The sequence below is a fragment of the Pseudomonas sp. S2_B10 genome (assembly GCF_054668425.1).
In genome coordinates this window covers 3,579,337-3,595,779 of record NZ_CP162768.1, presented here as the reverse complement: position 1 = coordinate 3,595,779, position 16,443 = coordinate 3,579,337, and the positions used below count along the sequence as shown (strand labels likewise).

Annotated in this window: 7 protein-coding genes; 2 read left to right on the top strand and 5 right to left on the bottom strand. The window is 60.2% G+C overall.

The features are described from left to right. Nucleotides 1–16: 16 nt before the first annotated feature. Nucleotides 17–3,292 (bottom strand): transglutaminase family protein, encoded by a 3,276-nt coding sequence (locus AB4O45_RS16040; RefSeq protein ID WP_460160294.1) that lies wholly within the window; start codon nucleotides 3,290–3,292, stop codon nucleotides 17–19. A 341-nt stretch (nucleotides 3,293–3,633) separates the two neighbouring features. Continuing rightward, the gene (locus AB4O45_RS16035) at nucleotides 3,634–5,937 is read right to left on the bottom strand and encodes a YgiQ family radical SAM protein (protein WP_016771932.1); all 2,304 of its coding nucleotides are present in this window, start codon (nucleotides 5,935–5,937) and stop codon (nucleotides 3,634–3,636) included. A gap of 229 nt (nucleotides 5,938–6,166) precedes the next feature. Here AB4O45_RS16035 and AB4O45_RS16030 point away from each other — a divergent pair, with 229 nt between their 5' ends. Both AB4O45_RS16030 and AB4O45_RS16025 read left to right on the top strand, forming a co-directional pair. Continuing rightward, complete coding sequence (locus AB4O45_RS16030; protein WP_460160293.1) at nucleotides 6,167–8,872, top strand: hypothetical protein; 2,706 nt, start codon at nucleotides 6,167–6,169, stop codon at nucleotides 8,870–8,872. 3 nt (nucleotides 8,873–8,875) lie between these two features. Then, nucleotides 8,876–13,516, top strand: coding sequence for an NEL-type E3 ubiquitin ligase domain-containing protein (locus AB4O45_RS16025; protein WP_460160292.1), 4,641 nt, complete (start codon nucleotides 8,876–8,878; stop codon nucleotides 13,514–13,516). Nucleotides 13,517–13,555: 39 nt separating this feature from the next. On the opposite strand, the gene dnaB is transcribed toward AB4O45_RS16025, so the two are convergent. The 3 genes from dnaB to AB4O45_RS16010 form a co-directional block, all read right to left on the bottom strand. Further along, entirely contained in the window at nucleotides 13,556–14,953 is a 1,398-nt protein-coding gene (gene dnaB, locus AB4O45_RS16020) for a replicative DNA helicase (protein WP_016771936.1), read from the bottom strand. 119 nt (nucleotides 14,954–15,072) lie between these two features. Continuing rightward, nucleotides 15,073–15,519 carry a 50S ribosomal protein L9 gene (gene rplI, locus AB4O45_RS16015; protein WP_003221136.1) on the bottom strand — a complete coding sequence of 149 codons (447 nt, stop codon included), beginning with the start codon at nucleotides 15,517–15,519 and terminating at the stop codon, nucleotides 15,073–15,075. An 18-nt stretch (nucleotides 15,520–15,537) separates the two neighbouring features. Then, the gene (locus AB4O45_RS16010) at nucleotides 15,538–16,431 is read right to left on the bottom strand and encodes a hypothetical protein (RefSeq protein ID WP_016771937.1); all 894 of its coding nucleotides are present in this window, start codon (nucleotides 16,429–16,431) and stop codon (nucleotides 15,538–15,540) included. Nucleotides 16,432–16,443: the final 12 nt, after the last annotated feature.

Genomic DNA, 16,443 nt, shown 5'->3' with positions numbered 1-16,443 from the left:
GCGTGTTGCGTAGGCTCTAGAAACGGCGCAGATCGATGGTCATCGGTAGCTCGTCATTGATTTCTACTTTGGGTACGGGAAGCTTCCCCGGCGTGTGTCCGAGGCGGAAAAACCGCGCCATGCGCCGACTCTCCGCTTCATTGGCATTGACCGGCAAGGTTTCGTAATTGCGCCCGCCGGGATGGGCCACGTGATACTGGCAACCGCCCAGCGAACGCCCCATCCAGGTATCGAGCAGGTCGAATACCAATGGTGCGTGCACGGCTATGGTCGGATGCAGACAGTTGGCTGGTTGCCAGGCCCGAAAGCGCACCCCGGCGACAAACTCGCCTACTCGTCCGGTCGGGTGCAACGGCACCGCGACGCCATTACAGGTCAGCAGATAGCGCTGTGGCGGCAGGCCGTTGAGCTTGACCTGCAAGCGCTCCAGCGAAGAATCGACGTAGCGCACCGTGCCGCCCGCCGAGCCCTCCTCGCCCAGGACATGCCAGGGTTCAAGCGCCTGACGCAGCTCCAGCTCGATGCCATTGACGGCGTAGTCGCCGACCTTGGGAAAACGAAATTCCAGATGCGCCGCGAACCACTCGGCGCGCAACGGGTAGCCAGCGTTGTTGAGTTCGACGATAACGTCGGCGAAATCCTCTTCGATAAAGTGCGGCAGCAGAAAGCGGTCGTGCAGCTCGGTGCCCCAGCGCGCGAGTTTCGCCGGCGCATAAGGCTCGCGCCAGAACCGCGCGACCAGCGCCCGCAGCAACAACTGCTGAGCCAGACTCATGCGCGCATGGGGCGGCATTTCAAAAGCGCGCAGTTCCAGCAAGCCAAGACGCCCGGTGGCGCCGTCCGGTGAATACAGTTTGTCGATGCAGAACTCGGCGCGATGGGTATTGCCGGTGACGTCAATCAGCAGATTGCGCAACAGTCGATCGACCAGCCACGGCGCACATTCCTCGCCCGGTTCCGGCATCTGCGCGAAAGCGATTTCCAGTTCGTACAAGGCGTCATTGCGCGCCTCATCAACCCGAGGCGCCTGGGACGTCGGGCCGATGAAGAGGCCGGAAAACAGGTACGACAGCGAAGGATGGTTGTGCCAGTAACTGATCAGGCTGCGCAGCAGATCCGGCCGCCGCAGAAACGGTGAGTCCGCCGGTGTCGCGCCGCCGAGTACGAAATGATTGCCGCCGCCGGTGCCGGTGTGGCGCCCGTCGATCATGAACTTTTCGGTGGTCAGGCGGGTTTGCCGTGCCTGTTCATAGAGAAACTCGGTGCGCTCGACCAACTCATCCCAAGTCGCCGATGGCTGCACGTTGACCTCGATCACGCCGGGGTCCGGAGTGACACGGAAATTGCTCAGGCGCGGATCACTTGGTGGTTCATAGCCTTCCAGCAGCACCGGGCAATGCAGTTCTTCAGCGGTGGCCTCAATGGCCGAGACCAGTTCCAGATAATCCTCGACCCGCTCCAGCGGCGGCATGAACAGATACAGCCGCCCTTCGCGGGCTTCAGCGCAGAATGCGGTGCGGGTCAGCCAGTCGGCGGACTCATCGATTTTCGGCACGCGCTCATCCAGCGCAGCAGGTTCGCCGTGAACACCAAGCTGCGCAGGATCCGGCAGTTCAGCGAAGTCCTGATTCGGATCGTTGGGATGGATGAACGGATATTCCGCCGCTTTCACCCACGGCTGCGACGCCAGCGGCAGGCGATAACCCAGCGGCGAATCCCCGGGCACCAAGCGACAGTGCTCATCGCGCAGATACCAACGCCCGCTCTGCCATTGATCGCCCTTGGCCGTGAGCGCCAGCGGCAGCACCTGGCCGATCACCTTGTTCAGGCCCTGACTGAAGACCTTGCGCAACCGCGCACGCTCCAATGGCTCTTCCAGACGCGAATCTTCGGCGCTGACGTTGCCGGGCAACGCGCCCTCGCGCCAGAGGTAATAGAGATGATCCTCGTAAGCCGGGAAGACGAAGCGCGCAGGCAACTTCAGACGCTCGGCGACGCTGGCGAGAAAGCGTCCGGCCAGTTCGCCGTCGGCGCCATAGTCCTGCTGTTCGTCGGCGATCAATGCGTCGTTGTGCCAGATCGGCTGACCGTCGCGGCGCCAGTAACAATTGAGCGACCAGCGCGGCAGCTGCTCGCCGGGATACCACTTGCCCTGACCGAAATGCACCAGCCCCTGCGGTGCATATTGCTTGCGCATGCGTTGAAACAGTTCGGCGGACAGCCGACGCTTGTCCGGCCCCAGCGCGGCAGTGTTCCATTCGGCGCCGTCCGGGTCGTCAATGGAGACGAAGGTCGGCTCGCCGCCCATGGTCAGGCGCACATCGCCTTCGAGCAGGTCGGCATCGATCTGCCGGCCCAGTGCCTGGATCGCCCGCCACTGTTCATCGGTGTAGGGCTTGGTGACGCGTGGCGCTTCCCAGATTCGCTCGACCGACATTTCATGGCTGAACTGTGTCTCGCAAGGTTCGACCAGACCACTGATCGGCGCCGCCGAGGACGGATCGGGACTGCAGGCCAACGGAATATGCCCTTCCCCGGCGAACAGCCCGGACGTCGCATCAAGGCCAATCCAGCCGGCACCCGGCAAATACACCTCGCACCAGGCATGCAGGTCGGTGAAGTCGACTTCAGTGCCGGACGGGCCGTCGAGGCTTTTCACGTCGGCGGTCAGTTGAATCAGGTAACCGGAAACAAACCGCGCCGCCAGACCGAGATTGCGCAACAGCTGCACCAGCAACCATGCCGAATCACGGCAGGAACCGGAGGCGTGTTGCAGTGTGTGCTCCGGAGTCTGCACCCCGGGCTCCATGCGGATCAGGTAGCCGATGTCTTCACTGAGGCGCTGATTGAGCGCCACCAGAAAATCCACCGCCGGCAGTGGCGTGCGGTCGATGCTGTCCAGGTAAGCCTTGAACGTTGGCGTCAGCGGCAGGGTTTCGAGGTACGGCGCCAGCTCCTTGCGTTCATCGGCGGCGTAGCTGAACGGAATTCTCTCGGCGTACGGTTCGAGGAAGAAGTCGAACGGATTGAACACCGCCATTTCCGCGACCAGATCGACTTCGATGCGCAGCTCTGCGGTTTTTTCGGGGAACACCAGACGTGCCAGGTAATTGCCCTGGGGGTCCTGCTGCCAATTGATGAAATGCTGCTCGGGCGAGACTTTCAGCGCATAGGAAAGAATTCGCGTGCGGCTGTGGGGCGCCGGGCGCAGGCGGACGATCTGCGGGCCGAGTTCGACAGCGCGGTCGTAGCGATAATGCGTGACGTGATGCAATGCGACATGAATCGACACGGCGTGCCTCCTGCGAGCCTTGGGCGTATGGGAAAGCGCGCAAGACTTATGCCATGCACAGGCTTGCGCGCTTTCGCGAAATGCTCAAGGCAGTACAGCACCAAAACCGGGCGATGCGAGGAAATGCTTGGACTCAGTTGCACGCAAATGTTGCGGACGCTGATTCTTGCGGTGTTTGATCGGACGCTTTCGCGAGCAGGCTCGCTCCCACATTTGGAATGCGTTCCCCGGTGGGAGCGAGCCTGCTCGCGAAGAGGCCAGAGGCATTCCCACGCGGAGCGTGGGAACGATCAGCAAAACGCCAACCCGAAGGTTGGCGTTCTGTTCAGCTCAAGCAGTGTTTAGCGCGGCACGACCGGCTTGCGTGTCGGCTTCGGCCCTTTGCCTTTGGCCGCATCCTTGCGCTCCTTGGCCGCCTGCTGGTTGCGGGCGAAAGCCGCAGCCTTGGCCTGTTCACGCTTGTCCCACGGATTACCGCCATCACTGGCACGCGGCGGCAGACCGGTGTGCTGGGTGAGAATCTTGGTGGTCTTCTCTTTGGCGACCTTGTGGCTGCCGGCCGGCGTCGAGTTCTTGCGACGGGCGCTCTGGTAGCTGTCGGTGGCAGGCTGATGCGCCGGGATCAGTTGATCCTTGCCCGGGCCGATCAGATCGGCGCGGCCCATGCGGATCAGCGCTTCACGCAGCATCGGCCAGCCTTTCGGGTCGTGATAACGCAAGAACGCCTTGTGCAGACGACGCTGATCTTCGCTCTTGACGATGGTCACGCCGTCGCTCTTGTACGTCACCTTGCGCAGCGGGTTCTTGCCCGAGTGGTACATCGCCGTGGCGGTGGCCATCGGCGACGGGTAGAACGCCTGCACCTGATCGGCGCGGAAGCCATTGCCCTTGAGCCACAGAGCAAGGTTCATCATGTCTTCGTCGGTGGTGCCCGGGTGGGCGGCGATGAAGTACGGGATCAGGTACTGCTCCTTGCCCGCTTCCTTGGTGTACTTCTCGAACATGCGCTTGAACTTGTCATAGCTGCCGATGCCCGGCTTCATCATCTGGTTGAGCGGACCTTCCTCGGTGTGCTCCGGGGCGATCTTCAGATAACCGCCGACATGGTGAGTCACCAGCTCCTTGACGTATTCCGGCGACTCGACGGCGAGGTCGTAACGCAAACCGGAGGCGATCAGGATCTTCTTCACACCCGGCAGGGCGCGGGCGCTGCGATACAGCTGGATCAGCGACGAGTGGTCGGTGTTCAGGTTCGGGCAGATACCGGGGAACACGCACGACGGCTTGCGGCAGGCGGATTCGATTTCCGGGCTCTTGCAGGCGATGCGGTACATGTTCGCAGTCGGGCCGCCGAGGTCGGAAATCACGCCGGTGAAACCCGGCACCTTGTCGCGGATCTCTTCGATTTCGCGAATGATCGACTCTTCGGAACGGTTCTGGATGATGCGGCCTTCGTGCTCGGTGATCGAGCAGAAGGTGCAGCCACCAAAGCAGCCACGCATGATGTTCACCGAGAAACGGATCATGTCGTAGGCCGGGATCTTCTCCTTGCCGTACGCCGGGTGCGGCACACGGGCGTAAGGCATGCCGAACACGTAGTCCATTTCTTCGGTGGTCATCGGAATCGGCGGCGGGTTGAACCAGACATCGAGCTCGCCATGCTTCTGCACCAGCGCACGGGCGTTGCCCGGGTTGGTTTCCAGGTGCAACACGCGGTTGGCGTGGGCGTAAAGAACCGGGTCGTTGCGCACCTTCTCCATCGACGGCAGACGAATCACGGTCTTGTCACGGGTCATGCGCGGGCTGGCCAGGATCTGCACGACCTTGGCTTCCTGCGGATCTTCGACCGGGCCTTTTTCCTGCTCGATGGCGCAGGCCTGGGTGTCCTGGGTATTCACGTACGGGTTGATGATCTTGTCGACCTTGCCCGGACGGTCGATGCGCGTGGAGTCGACTTCGTACCAGCCCTGCGGCGTGTCGCGACGGATGAACGCGGTGCCGCGCACATCGGTGATGTCTTCGATCTTGTGGCCCCACGACAGGCGCTGGGCAACTTCGACAATGGCCCGCTCGGCGTTGCCGTACAGCAGAATGTCGGCGCTGGCGTCGATCAGGATCGAGTTGCGCACGCGATCCTGCCAATAGTCGTAGTGGGCGATGCGGCGCAGCGAGGCTTCAATGCCGCCGAGCACGATCGGCACATGCTTGTAGGCTTCCTTGCAGCGCTGGCTGTAGACCAGACTGGCGCGATCCGGACGCTTGCCGGCCATGCCGCCGGGCGTGTACGCGTCATCGGAACGGATTTTCTTGTCCGCGGTGTAACGATTGATCATCGAGTCCATGTTGCCCGCCGCGACGCCGAAGAACAGGTTCGGCTCGCCGAGCTTCATGAAGTCGTCTTTGGACTGCCAGTTCGGCTGCGCGATGATCCCGACGCGGAAACCTTGCGACTCCAGCAGCCGGCCGATGATCGCCATGCCGAACGACGGATGATCGACGTAGGCATCACCGGTAACAATGATGATGTCGCACGAATCCCAGCCGAGCTGATCCATCTCCTCCCTGCTCATCGGCAGGAATGGCGCTGGCCCGAAACATTCGGCCCAATATTTTGGATAGTCAAATAACGGCTTGGCTGCTTGCATGTCGACGACCGGTGTTGAAGTGAAAAATCGCGGGCGCGGAATATAGCACAAATTTTGACCAATTCCGACGACGGTGGTCGGTTTCTCTGCGAGCTGGTCTCGCGCAGCCAGCCCGCGACACATCACGAGTTTTCGCTGAGCGTACGACGCACCAAAACGGCAAGGAAGCCGCCCGCCCGCAGCACTCCCCCGGGAGTAACGGGGCATTCAACGTAAAGGAAGACAGGCAATGTCACCCAAACCGCCAATCAGAGGCATCACTAACGTCTCGATCCATAATCCGCGACCCGATTATTCGCTAGCCCGGCCTGGTTTCCCCCTGTCCTTCGATGGCGCGTCGGGGCTCAGGATTCCCACGCGCCCGACGACAACGATCGCAACAGCGATCGATCACGTGCTCAACCACATTATCCCCATGCCTGCGCGGGCGGCGGTCAGAACGGCAGCGGTAGCGCAATCTGTTGCCTTTGTGCACGACCGCCCTTTGAAGGATTACTGGATCACTTCGCTGGTTGTGCTGCCGGCGGCCGATGCCGAAGGCATGTCGACGCTCAATGGACGCCAGTATGTCCAGGTACCGGAGGGTGGCACCGTACAGGTGAGTCTGGACTCGGCCAGCGGTTTCTACCGGGCAAAATTGCCCAGCGAATTGCACGCGTCGGGACCGCTATTGCGCTTCGATACCGACAGCCGTCTCTGGCAGCCCATCGACACCTCGGCGCCCTCCACCTACCCCTTGTCCACGACCCGGCTGGAGGCGTTTCGCACCGATCTGGATTTCAGCACGGTCGAGCCGGACGGCGATGGCCTGTTGCGCTTCAACGGCAAACTCTATGTGCAGATCGAGAGCTACGCCTATCAGGTTCTGCATGATCTCGACGCCTCGACACCGCACAGAGCGGTGATGCGCATCGTTCGCCCTGAAGATCCGATCGCCGCCGATGCGACAAACGTTTACGTCGCATCACGTCCCGGCAGGTCGGAAGCGATTACTTTCAATGCTCAATCCGGCTGGCGCGGAACCTCCTTGACAGGTGTAGCCGGAATGCCGAGAGGCGCAGCGGCGCGACCCTCAGACTTATGGCTGCATCTGGAGGTGACAGTCGCACTCGAGGGTATCAACAAGCGGATCAAGCAGGATCAGGATAAACGTGAACAGCTGATAAACGCCTGGCTGGAGGCGAGTAACGCGCAGGGAGAGCATGCGCAAACCGTTCGACGCGAAACAATGGCGCTGCTTGATCGCGAGGTTCACTGCCACAAAGAACTGAAACACCTTGGAAAGGCGCTGAAATACTACGAGGAGCAAAAATCCTCGATCAAGCGCTTCATGAAGCAGGACGCTTACCTGAACAACATAATCAGGCTGCAAAAAAAACAGATGCTCGCCTATCAGCAACTGATCGAATGCGGCTTGACGCGCCACGCCCTGGAGGGTCCGATGATCGACCTCGACCCGGAGCGGCTTCCGCGAACAGTCAACGTTCTGGGCAGGATGCTGAGTCATCTGAAAGAGCGCCAGCAAATCGCCGACAATCTGGTGAACAAATGGCGGGTCTCTCCAGACGAGTTCAGCGCGGATGTTCTTTCACCAATGGACACCCATAACGTTGTTGCCTCCTGGGTCCTGACCAAAAGTCTGATGCTGGATACCCCACAATCGGCCGGCAACGCCCCTCTGGCATCGGAACTGGCCACCCGCTTTGGTCAGGTGACCTTTGTTTACGGAGCGCTTGGCGCAGTTCCCGAGGTTTCCCACCCTGCCGTATTGAATAACCTGTTCCAGGAATGCACAGCCATCCGCCACTGGTTCGAACGCCTTGATCTGGCACCGGGGGAGCAGCACGCCACTTCACGCAGGGAGATCACTGCGGAAATCGAAATATTCGAGCAGACGCTGGTAGGCCGCTTGAACCAGTTTCTCCATCAGGCTGACCGTCCGGTGCTGACGTTCGACCAGCAGAACATTGATTTCGAGTTCATTCCGGCCCAGGACAGAAGCGGTCTCCAACCGCCGCCCAAGCTCATCTTTCGGGCAAAGAAAAACGGCGTCTACAAGCTCAATGTCGGCGAGTCTCGACGCACCGCGCAAAACGAAGAGGTGATTGAGGTCCGCAACCTCCACAATCCCAGGCAGCCGTCACAGACCTATGACCGAGGACGCGGTGAATGGCGTTCGCCGCGGACAACGCCGCAGAGGAGCTTGCCGTCATTGGTTGCCGAAGCCACTCGGCACCTTGACCGTGTCGACGCGCATGTCCGCGCTGCCCTCCACGAAGAACGGCAAAGAAACCATCCGGACAACATTGTCGAGATGCTCGAAAGCAGCGCCGGGGCAATGGATGACACCGTATTGCAGTTGCAGCGGGCGGAACCGGCCCATGATGAGACCGCCGCGCTGATTCGACGCCTGCAGGACGCCAGTGAACGTCTGCGCAATGAGGGCGAAACCATCCGCCTGCGAATCTATAAGGACAAGCATGTTCTGAACGTCGACCGACTGCTGTACCTGATCGACAAGGGCCACGTGAACGCCCGGAAAATCGAGAGCCGATTGAAACGTGGCAAGGGTTCGGACCGGCAATATCTCGACATCTATCTAGTCACCGATGCACATACCCACGATCCCCTCTGGCACGCACATTTCCATTATGCGAGACAGGATTCCCCGGACTTGAATTTCAACGTGCGCGGCGCGCATTTGAAAACCCTTGAACAAAGCAGCAGGGGTATTCAATCGCAGCGCAGGGAAGAACTGGCGCAGCGGCCGCATCAACCTGTCTGGCGCGAATATCTCGATGGACGCACAGCGCAGAAAATCTTCGACCTGGCCGCCGCCTCCGCTCACCCGATGACACAGCCTCAGGCAATGACGCCGAACAGGCCGGCAGCTTCCGCTGAAGAAGCTACCGTGCAACGACTACAAGGAATGTAAGACATGCCAAGCAAACCGCCGTCGAAAGTGACGCTTCCCGGTCATTCACATATTCGACCGGACACATCCATGGATACGCCCCCGCCACGCCTCAACCTGACCCCGCGCCCCGGCCTGGATCCGACCACGTTGAGCGGCCCGTCAATCCGCGCGAACAGGCCCACAGACGGTATCGATCCTGATGCAATCGTTCCTGCTCCCAACGTCACAGTGCAGGCGATTGCTTCAATGCATGACGCCTTCGCTCATGTGGGCCACCCGCCTGAGCATTACCGGCTCAGTGCAACGATCGGCTTGCCCGATGCCGACGCTGAAGGCCTGAGAACATTCAAGGGCCGCCATTACGTGGAAATGACCGATGGTGGCTTCGTGCAGGTGGGCAAGGATGCGCAGAGCGGCCTCTGGCGCGCCAGGCTGGCCAGTGAATCGATCCCCTCCGGACCGCTGATGCTGCACGACCCCGAGAGTGGGCGATGGCATGCGCTGGAGTTTTCGCAACCAAGCACCTTCGCTTTATCGGGGGCGCGTCTGCAGGCGTTTCGCACGCCGCTCGACTTCAGCACCAGCTCACCCGACAGCGACGGGCTGCACCGCCATGACGGCAAGCTCTATGCAGTGATCGATAATCACGGCTATCAGGTCCTGTACGATTCCGATGCGTCGACGCCTCTGGCCGAAGTGATGCGCATCGTTCGCCCGCAAGATCCTGTCGCCGCCGACATCGACAACATCTACAGCGCTACGCGCCCGGGCAGATCAGAGCCTGTGGTGTTCGATGCCCGTCAGGGCTGGCAAGGCATCTTAGTCGGCGGAGCCGGCGGAATGCAGCGTGGCAGTCCCGACCAACCGGCTTCACCGGGGCTGCGGGAACGGCTCAACACCGCGTTCAACCGACTGCGCACGCCACAATCGCGACTGCGAAAACTTTATCCCTCTCTGGACAGCGAGCAGATCCGCACGCTGCTGAGCCCCCACAGCGACGATGTACAAGGCTTCTTGACCCGCGTCGAGACTGAATACAAGACCTTGAAGCTGGAACTCGCGACGTGGCTGAAGACCAGTACGCTGGCCGGCGGGGCGGCCCATCCCTCGGTGGAGCGCGCCGCGCAAGAGATCAAGCGTTGCTGGAAACGGCAGACGGGAACAACGCTGCAGCTGGATCTTGGCGGCGCCGGCATCGCTGCGCTCTCGGCAGATTTCAGCCATGTACGCACGCTGCACTTGCAGGCGGTGGCATGGTCGGCGGGGTGCGAAACTTTTCTCAAGGGGTTCACAGCCCTTGAACGCTTGAAAATCAACGCTTCGGCGCTCGATACACCGCCGGCGAATCTCACGCAGATGCCCGGCCTGAAGGAACTGGACCTGCGAGCGAACCGCATTGAACTGAGCGAGCAAACCGCCGGCGAGCTGGCTTCGCTCAGCCAACTGGAAAACCTTGATCTGTCGGACAACCCGCTGGGCAAGACCCTGGACTTCAGCGGCATGCTCCAGCTCAAGACCGTGAGTCTGCGCAACACCGGGCTGGATGAATGGCCAACGGGGCTGCGAGATCAGCTAGCGATAGAGTCAATCGATCTGCGCGACAACCGATTGCGCGAAATTCCGCAGGCAATCATCAATCCGGCGAGTGATCAGTTGCTCGACATCGCCAACATCAACCGCGTCACCCTGATCGAAGGCAATCCCTTCGCCAGCGGTTATTGGCGGCGACTGGAAGTCTATTGGCAGCGGGTTACGGCGCAATACCCGGCACTGATCACCAGCGCACGCACGGCTGCATTCCGGATTGATGGCGACATTCCAGAAGTCGCCATGCTGCTGCAGATGCATCCAGAGAGAACCCCGCAAACTGCCCGGGAATACCTGATCGGTCTGGGGGATGATGCAGAAGCCACGATCAGCCGGCGTTTCGAGGAGTTCAAGGTGCTCGACGCACAGCTGCAGGCTTACGTCGCCGACAGCACGTCGGCAGCATCCAGCGCCGCCGGCCAGGAAAAGCTTCGGGCAGAATACATTGCCCGGACTATCAAGGACTGCTGGCTCCAGGAATCGACGTCGCTCATGCTGCCAGCAGTGAACGGACCGCTACCGTCACTGACTGCCGACTTCAGTCGGTTGAAAATGCTCATCCTCAATAACGTCGTCTGGTCCGACACTGCCGACACGTTCCTGTCGCGGTTGCCTGATCTGGACATTCTGACGATCACCCGCTCCGGCCTGAAAAAATTGCCCGCAGCCATCAGCGGGATGAGCCGGCTCGCCCACCTCAATCTGACTGAAAACCAGATAAAACTCGATGAGCACAGCGCTGGTGCATTGAGTGCATTGCATCAGCTGGTTACCGTCAAGCTCTCTGACAACCCACTGCAGATACCGCCCGATTTCAGCGCGATGTCCGGACTGCAGACACTGGAGCTGAGGAACACCGGAATCAGCGAGTGGCCCCTCGGGCTGGCTGACAAGACCACCTTGACCGGCGTCGACCTCAGCAACAATAAACTGCGCAACGTCCCCGACGCGCATATCAACCCGCCTGCCGATCAATTGGCCGTGGTCGCGCGGATCAACAACCGCACGCTGATTGAGGGCAACGACTTCCCTTCGCCTTACTGGAGAAAGTTCGATGGCTACTGGCGAAGACTCAATGAACTGCATCCCGAGTTGATGACTCCAGCCCACCCCGCCGTATTCGATACTGAGAACTCGCGAGCGCAACGCTACCGAAGACTGTTTCCGGGCAAAAGCATCAAGGCCTGCCGGGATTTTATCTGGAGCCAAGACAAGGGCACTGTCGCGACCAGGCTGTTGGCGCTCGAGCAGGATTTCGCCGTGCTGAAAAACCAGTTGGATGACTGGGTTTTTTCCGGAGGCAGCAATCGTCTGCGCTATATCCGCGTCAATCAATTGCACGCCAACACTCAAACCCGCAATGAGCGCATCGAGGCACGTGACCGGATCATCAGTTGCTGGCGACGTGAAACGCCCGAGCAACACGCCTTCGACGGCACGCCGATAGGTCTTGAACTGGATTTGAGCGGTTTGACACTGCCAACCCTGCCGGATCTGAGCAGCGACTTCAGCCATGTCGGCTCACTCAAACTCAACAACATGAATCTCACCGAATCCCCGGAAGGTTTCCTGACCCGCTTCCGGCATTTGCGCTGGCTGAACATGGCGAACAATCGACTCAGGGATCTTCCTCCGGCCATCGGCGAGATGCACGGGATGACGCGGTTGTTCCTGCAGGGCAATCAACTGGAACTCACCGCCGAGACCGCGCAGATACTGGCCGGGAGAACCACTCTGAGGGCCTTGTGGATTCACGACAACCCGCACTTGAGCGTGAGCCCGGATTTCAGTGCGATCACTGACATGCGCGAGGTCGACATGTCCAATACGGGCATCGAAAGCTGGCCAACCGGACTGTTCGATCAGCCCCTGCTGGGCAAGGTCCATCTGAACGACAACCGGATCACGAGTCTGCCCGACTTTGTCGTCGCACCGGCAGCGGATCGCCTGACGCATTCGATTCAGGTCAACAGTGGCACTCAGATAAGCGGTAATCCCCTGAGCGCATACACACGAGAACGCCTGGCCGGCTACGGTGAATGGCTGAACCGCTCCGCAGCATCGCTCTACAATCCATTGAACCTGCTGACGACTTCTGTTTCGGCAGCCCACCCGCAAGCAGTGGCAACGAACTCTGTTTCGGTCTATCCGCAGTTGACCGTCGGCATGACGGCAGACGAGGCGATGATTCGCGCCGAGCAATTGAACAGGCTCAAAGCACAGGTGGGCTCAGATGGCTTTTTCAACATCATTTCCAAGCTCGCCCACCATGCCGATTTCCGCCGACAGATCTGGGACGTGGTCGATGCGATCAGCGAGAACAGCGTGCAGACACGTGCGCTGCGCAGAGACGTTTTTGATCGCGCCTGCGAGGCTGGCTGCACTGACCTTGCCGCTGCCACGTTTACAGACATGCAAGTACTGACCATGACGCACAAGGCGCGAATGCAGGCGAGGCAAGACGGCGATGGTGCTCGATTGGTGGACCTGTCCAGAAGCCTGTTCAGACTCAGACAGGTCGATGATCTGGCCGCAGCCGAAATCGCTGCGAGCAGGGCAATCGTCGACGATCCGCAAACTTCAGCGAGGGAGCGCAATATCCATCAGCTGCGCTTGCGCGACCCGCACGAGATGACGATGGCCTACCGCTTTGGGCTCAAGGATCGGCTGCAGTTACCGTTTCAGCCGCAGACACTGTCCTTTATCGGCATGGCCGGCGTCACATCGCCGATGCTGGAAGTGGCCTACCGAAAGGTCATCGCCTTGAACGACTCCCCCGATGAGTTTCAGGCTCTGGTATCGATGGATTTCTGGCAGGACTTCATCACGCACAAATACTCGTCCCGGTTCGACGCCGCACGTCAGCCCTATCAACAGAAACAGGCCGCACTGGACGCGCAGTCCGCGACAAATGCCCTGACCGAAACCGAATATCAGGCGCAAACCAATGACGTCACAGCACAGCTGGCCATCAGCGAAGCGACGCTGATCCAGGCACTGACCCGCGAGGAAATTCGCCCCGGTGACGGAGTCGAAACAACTGCAAGCAGCGAGACGGCAGCTTCGGCCGATTGAAACCGACCACGACAGCAGGCCGGATGATCCGGTCTGCTGTTACTCGTCGTCGTCGAAGTTGTAACTGCCCGGCGCGAGGTTTTCGAAGCGCGTGTACTTGCCGATGAACGCCAGCCGAATAAACCCGATCGGGCCGTTACGCTGTTTGCCGATGATGATTTCGGCAATGCCCTTGTGCTCGGTTTCCGGGTGATACACCTCGTCGCGATAAACGAACATGATCACGTCGGCGTCCTGCTCGATCGCTCCGGATTCGCGCAAGTCGGAGTTGACCGGGCGTTTGTTGGGGCGTTGTTCGAGGGAGCGGTTGAGCTGCGACAGGGCGACTACCGGGCAGTTGAATTCCTTGGCCAGCGCTTTCAGCGATCGCGAAATCTCGGAAATTTCGTTGGTGCGGTTGTCACCGCTGGAACCGGGGATCTGCATCAGTTGCAGGTAGTCGATCATGATCAAGCCGACATCGCCGTGCTCACGCACCAGACGCCGGGTCCGCGCGCGCATTTCCGAAGGGCTGATACCGGCGGTGTCATCGATGAACAGTTTGCGATCGTTGAGCAGGTTCACCGCTGACGTCAGGCGCGGCCAGTCGTCATCTTCGAGCTGGCCGGAACGCACCTTGGTCTGGTCGATTCGGCCGAGCGAAGACAGCATACGCATGATCAGCGATTCGCCTGGCATCTCGAGGGAGTAAACCAGGACAGCCTTTTCGCTGCGCAACACGGCGTTTTCCACCAGGTTCATCGCGAAGGTGGTTTTACCCATCGACGGACGGCCGGCGACGATAATCAGGTCGGACGGCTGCAAGCCGCTGGTCTTTTCATCGAGGTCGGTGTAACCCGTAGACAGACCGGTGATGGCGTCGGCGGTGTTGAACAGGGTATCGATCCGGTCGATGGCCTTGGTCAGCAACTCATTGACGCCGACCGGGCCGCCGGTCTTCGGCCGCGCTTCGGCGATCTGGAAGATCTGCCGTTCGGCTTCATCGAGGATCTCTTCGGCGGTGCGGCCTTCGGGGTTGAAGGCGCTGTCGGCAATCTCGGTACTGATGCCGATCAGTTGGCGCAACGTCGCACGCTGGCGGACGATCTGCGCATAGGCCTTGATGTTGGCGACGGACGGGGTGTTTTTCGCCAGTTCGCCCAGATAGCCGAGGCCGCCGACTTGCGAAGTCTGACCTTCCTTGTCCAGCTGTTCGGCAAGGGTCACGACGTCGATCGGCGAGTTCTGATCAGCCAGTTTGGCGATCGCTCGGAAGATCAGACGGTGGTCATGTCGATAGAAATCGCCATCGGAGACTTGATCGAGCACGCGTTCCCAAGCGTTGTTGTCCAGCATCAGACCACCGAGTACGGCCTGTTCGGCCTCGATGGAATGCGGCGGCACCTTCAGGGCAGCGGTTTGCAGATCGTATTGCTCGGGAGCGGAGATATCGTTCATGGCCACTTGAGTATTAGTGAAAAGCAGGGAATTCAGAAAGACAAAGGGCACGACCTGTAAACAGGATCGTGCCCGATGTTAACCGTCTGACGGACAAGCCGCCAGCCGATCCGTGTTGCTTAAGCTGCTACCACGACAACGCGTACGGTGGCTTCAACTTCGGCGTGCAGGTGCACGGCCACGTCGAATTCACCCACGTTGCGGATGGTGCCGTTCGGCAGACGAACTTCGCTCTTCTGCACTTCAACGCCGGAGGCGGTCAGTGCGTCAGCGATGTCGTGAGTACCGATCGAACCGAACAGCTTGCCTTCGTCGCCAGCGGTGGCAGTGATGGTCACTTCCAGCTCGGCCAGTTGGGCAGCACGGCTTTCAGCCGATGCCTTACGGTCTGCGGCGGCTTTTTCCAGCTCGGCGCGACGCTCTTCGAACGCAGCCAGGTTGGCAGCGGTCGCAGCGGTAGCCTTGCCGAAAGGCAGCAGGTAGTTACGGCCGTAACCGGCCTTAACGTTTACTTTGTCGCCCAGGTTGCCCAGGTTGGCGATTTTTTCCAGAAGGATCAGTTGCATGTGAAAATCCTCTAACTTTTAACCTTCACCGTTCGCGCTGTCGGTGTCTTTCGACACGTGACGACCGCGAAAATCAATCAGGCTGTCGACAATGGCCAGAACCACGAGCAACGGATAGATCAGCTGCATGAACAACAGCAGCGTGACGTACAACCCCACCAGCCAGAAACCGGCCAGTCGCTTCTGCCCGACCAGCCCGTGAATCAGGGCCAGCCCGGCGAACACCAGCGGTACACTGCACAACGGCGTCAACATGGCCATCTGTGCGCCGAGATTCGGGCCCAGAAGCATCAACGCCAGCAGTAACATCGCCGGCCCCAGCGGGATGCGGATGGCGCGAAACTCGCGACCGAAACCACCCGGGTTGTACAACAACGCCTGCCAATGCCGCCCGACAATCAGGCTCAGCACGCTGACGATCTGCAACAAGGCCGCAATCAGTCCGGTCAGGACCGGTGCAATCAGGGACGCGAAACGCGCTTGCTCATCGACCGACAATTGCTTGTAGGTCTCACCGAGAAGTGCCGGCATGACCTTTATAAGGGCCTGTGCAAGCATCTCGATCTGAGCCGCAAACGCGACCCCGAGCACCACTGAAAACACCACGCCGATCACTACGCTGACCAGCAGCGTGCGGACCCAGGATTCGCTTGCGCGCAAAACCAACGCAAGCCCCGAAGACCCCAGCAGCACCAGAAGTGCCCGTGGGTCGTCGGCATACAGCCACCAGATCAAGGCCGGCAGCAGTCCCAGCGACAGAACGCCAAGGGCGTCCGTCAATCCGCGCCGCAGCAGCACAAGGCTCCCGGCGGCAGCACCCAACCAATACAACAACGGCAATGTTGCACATCCGGCCACCACGAGAGTGGCCTGCATTCGGCCTCGCATGATGAACTCAGCTAAGGCGCGCATGCATTCAATCCT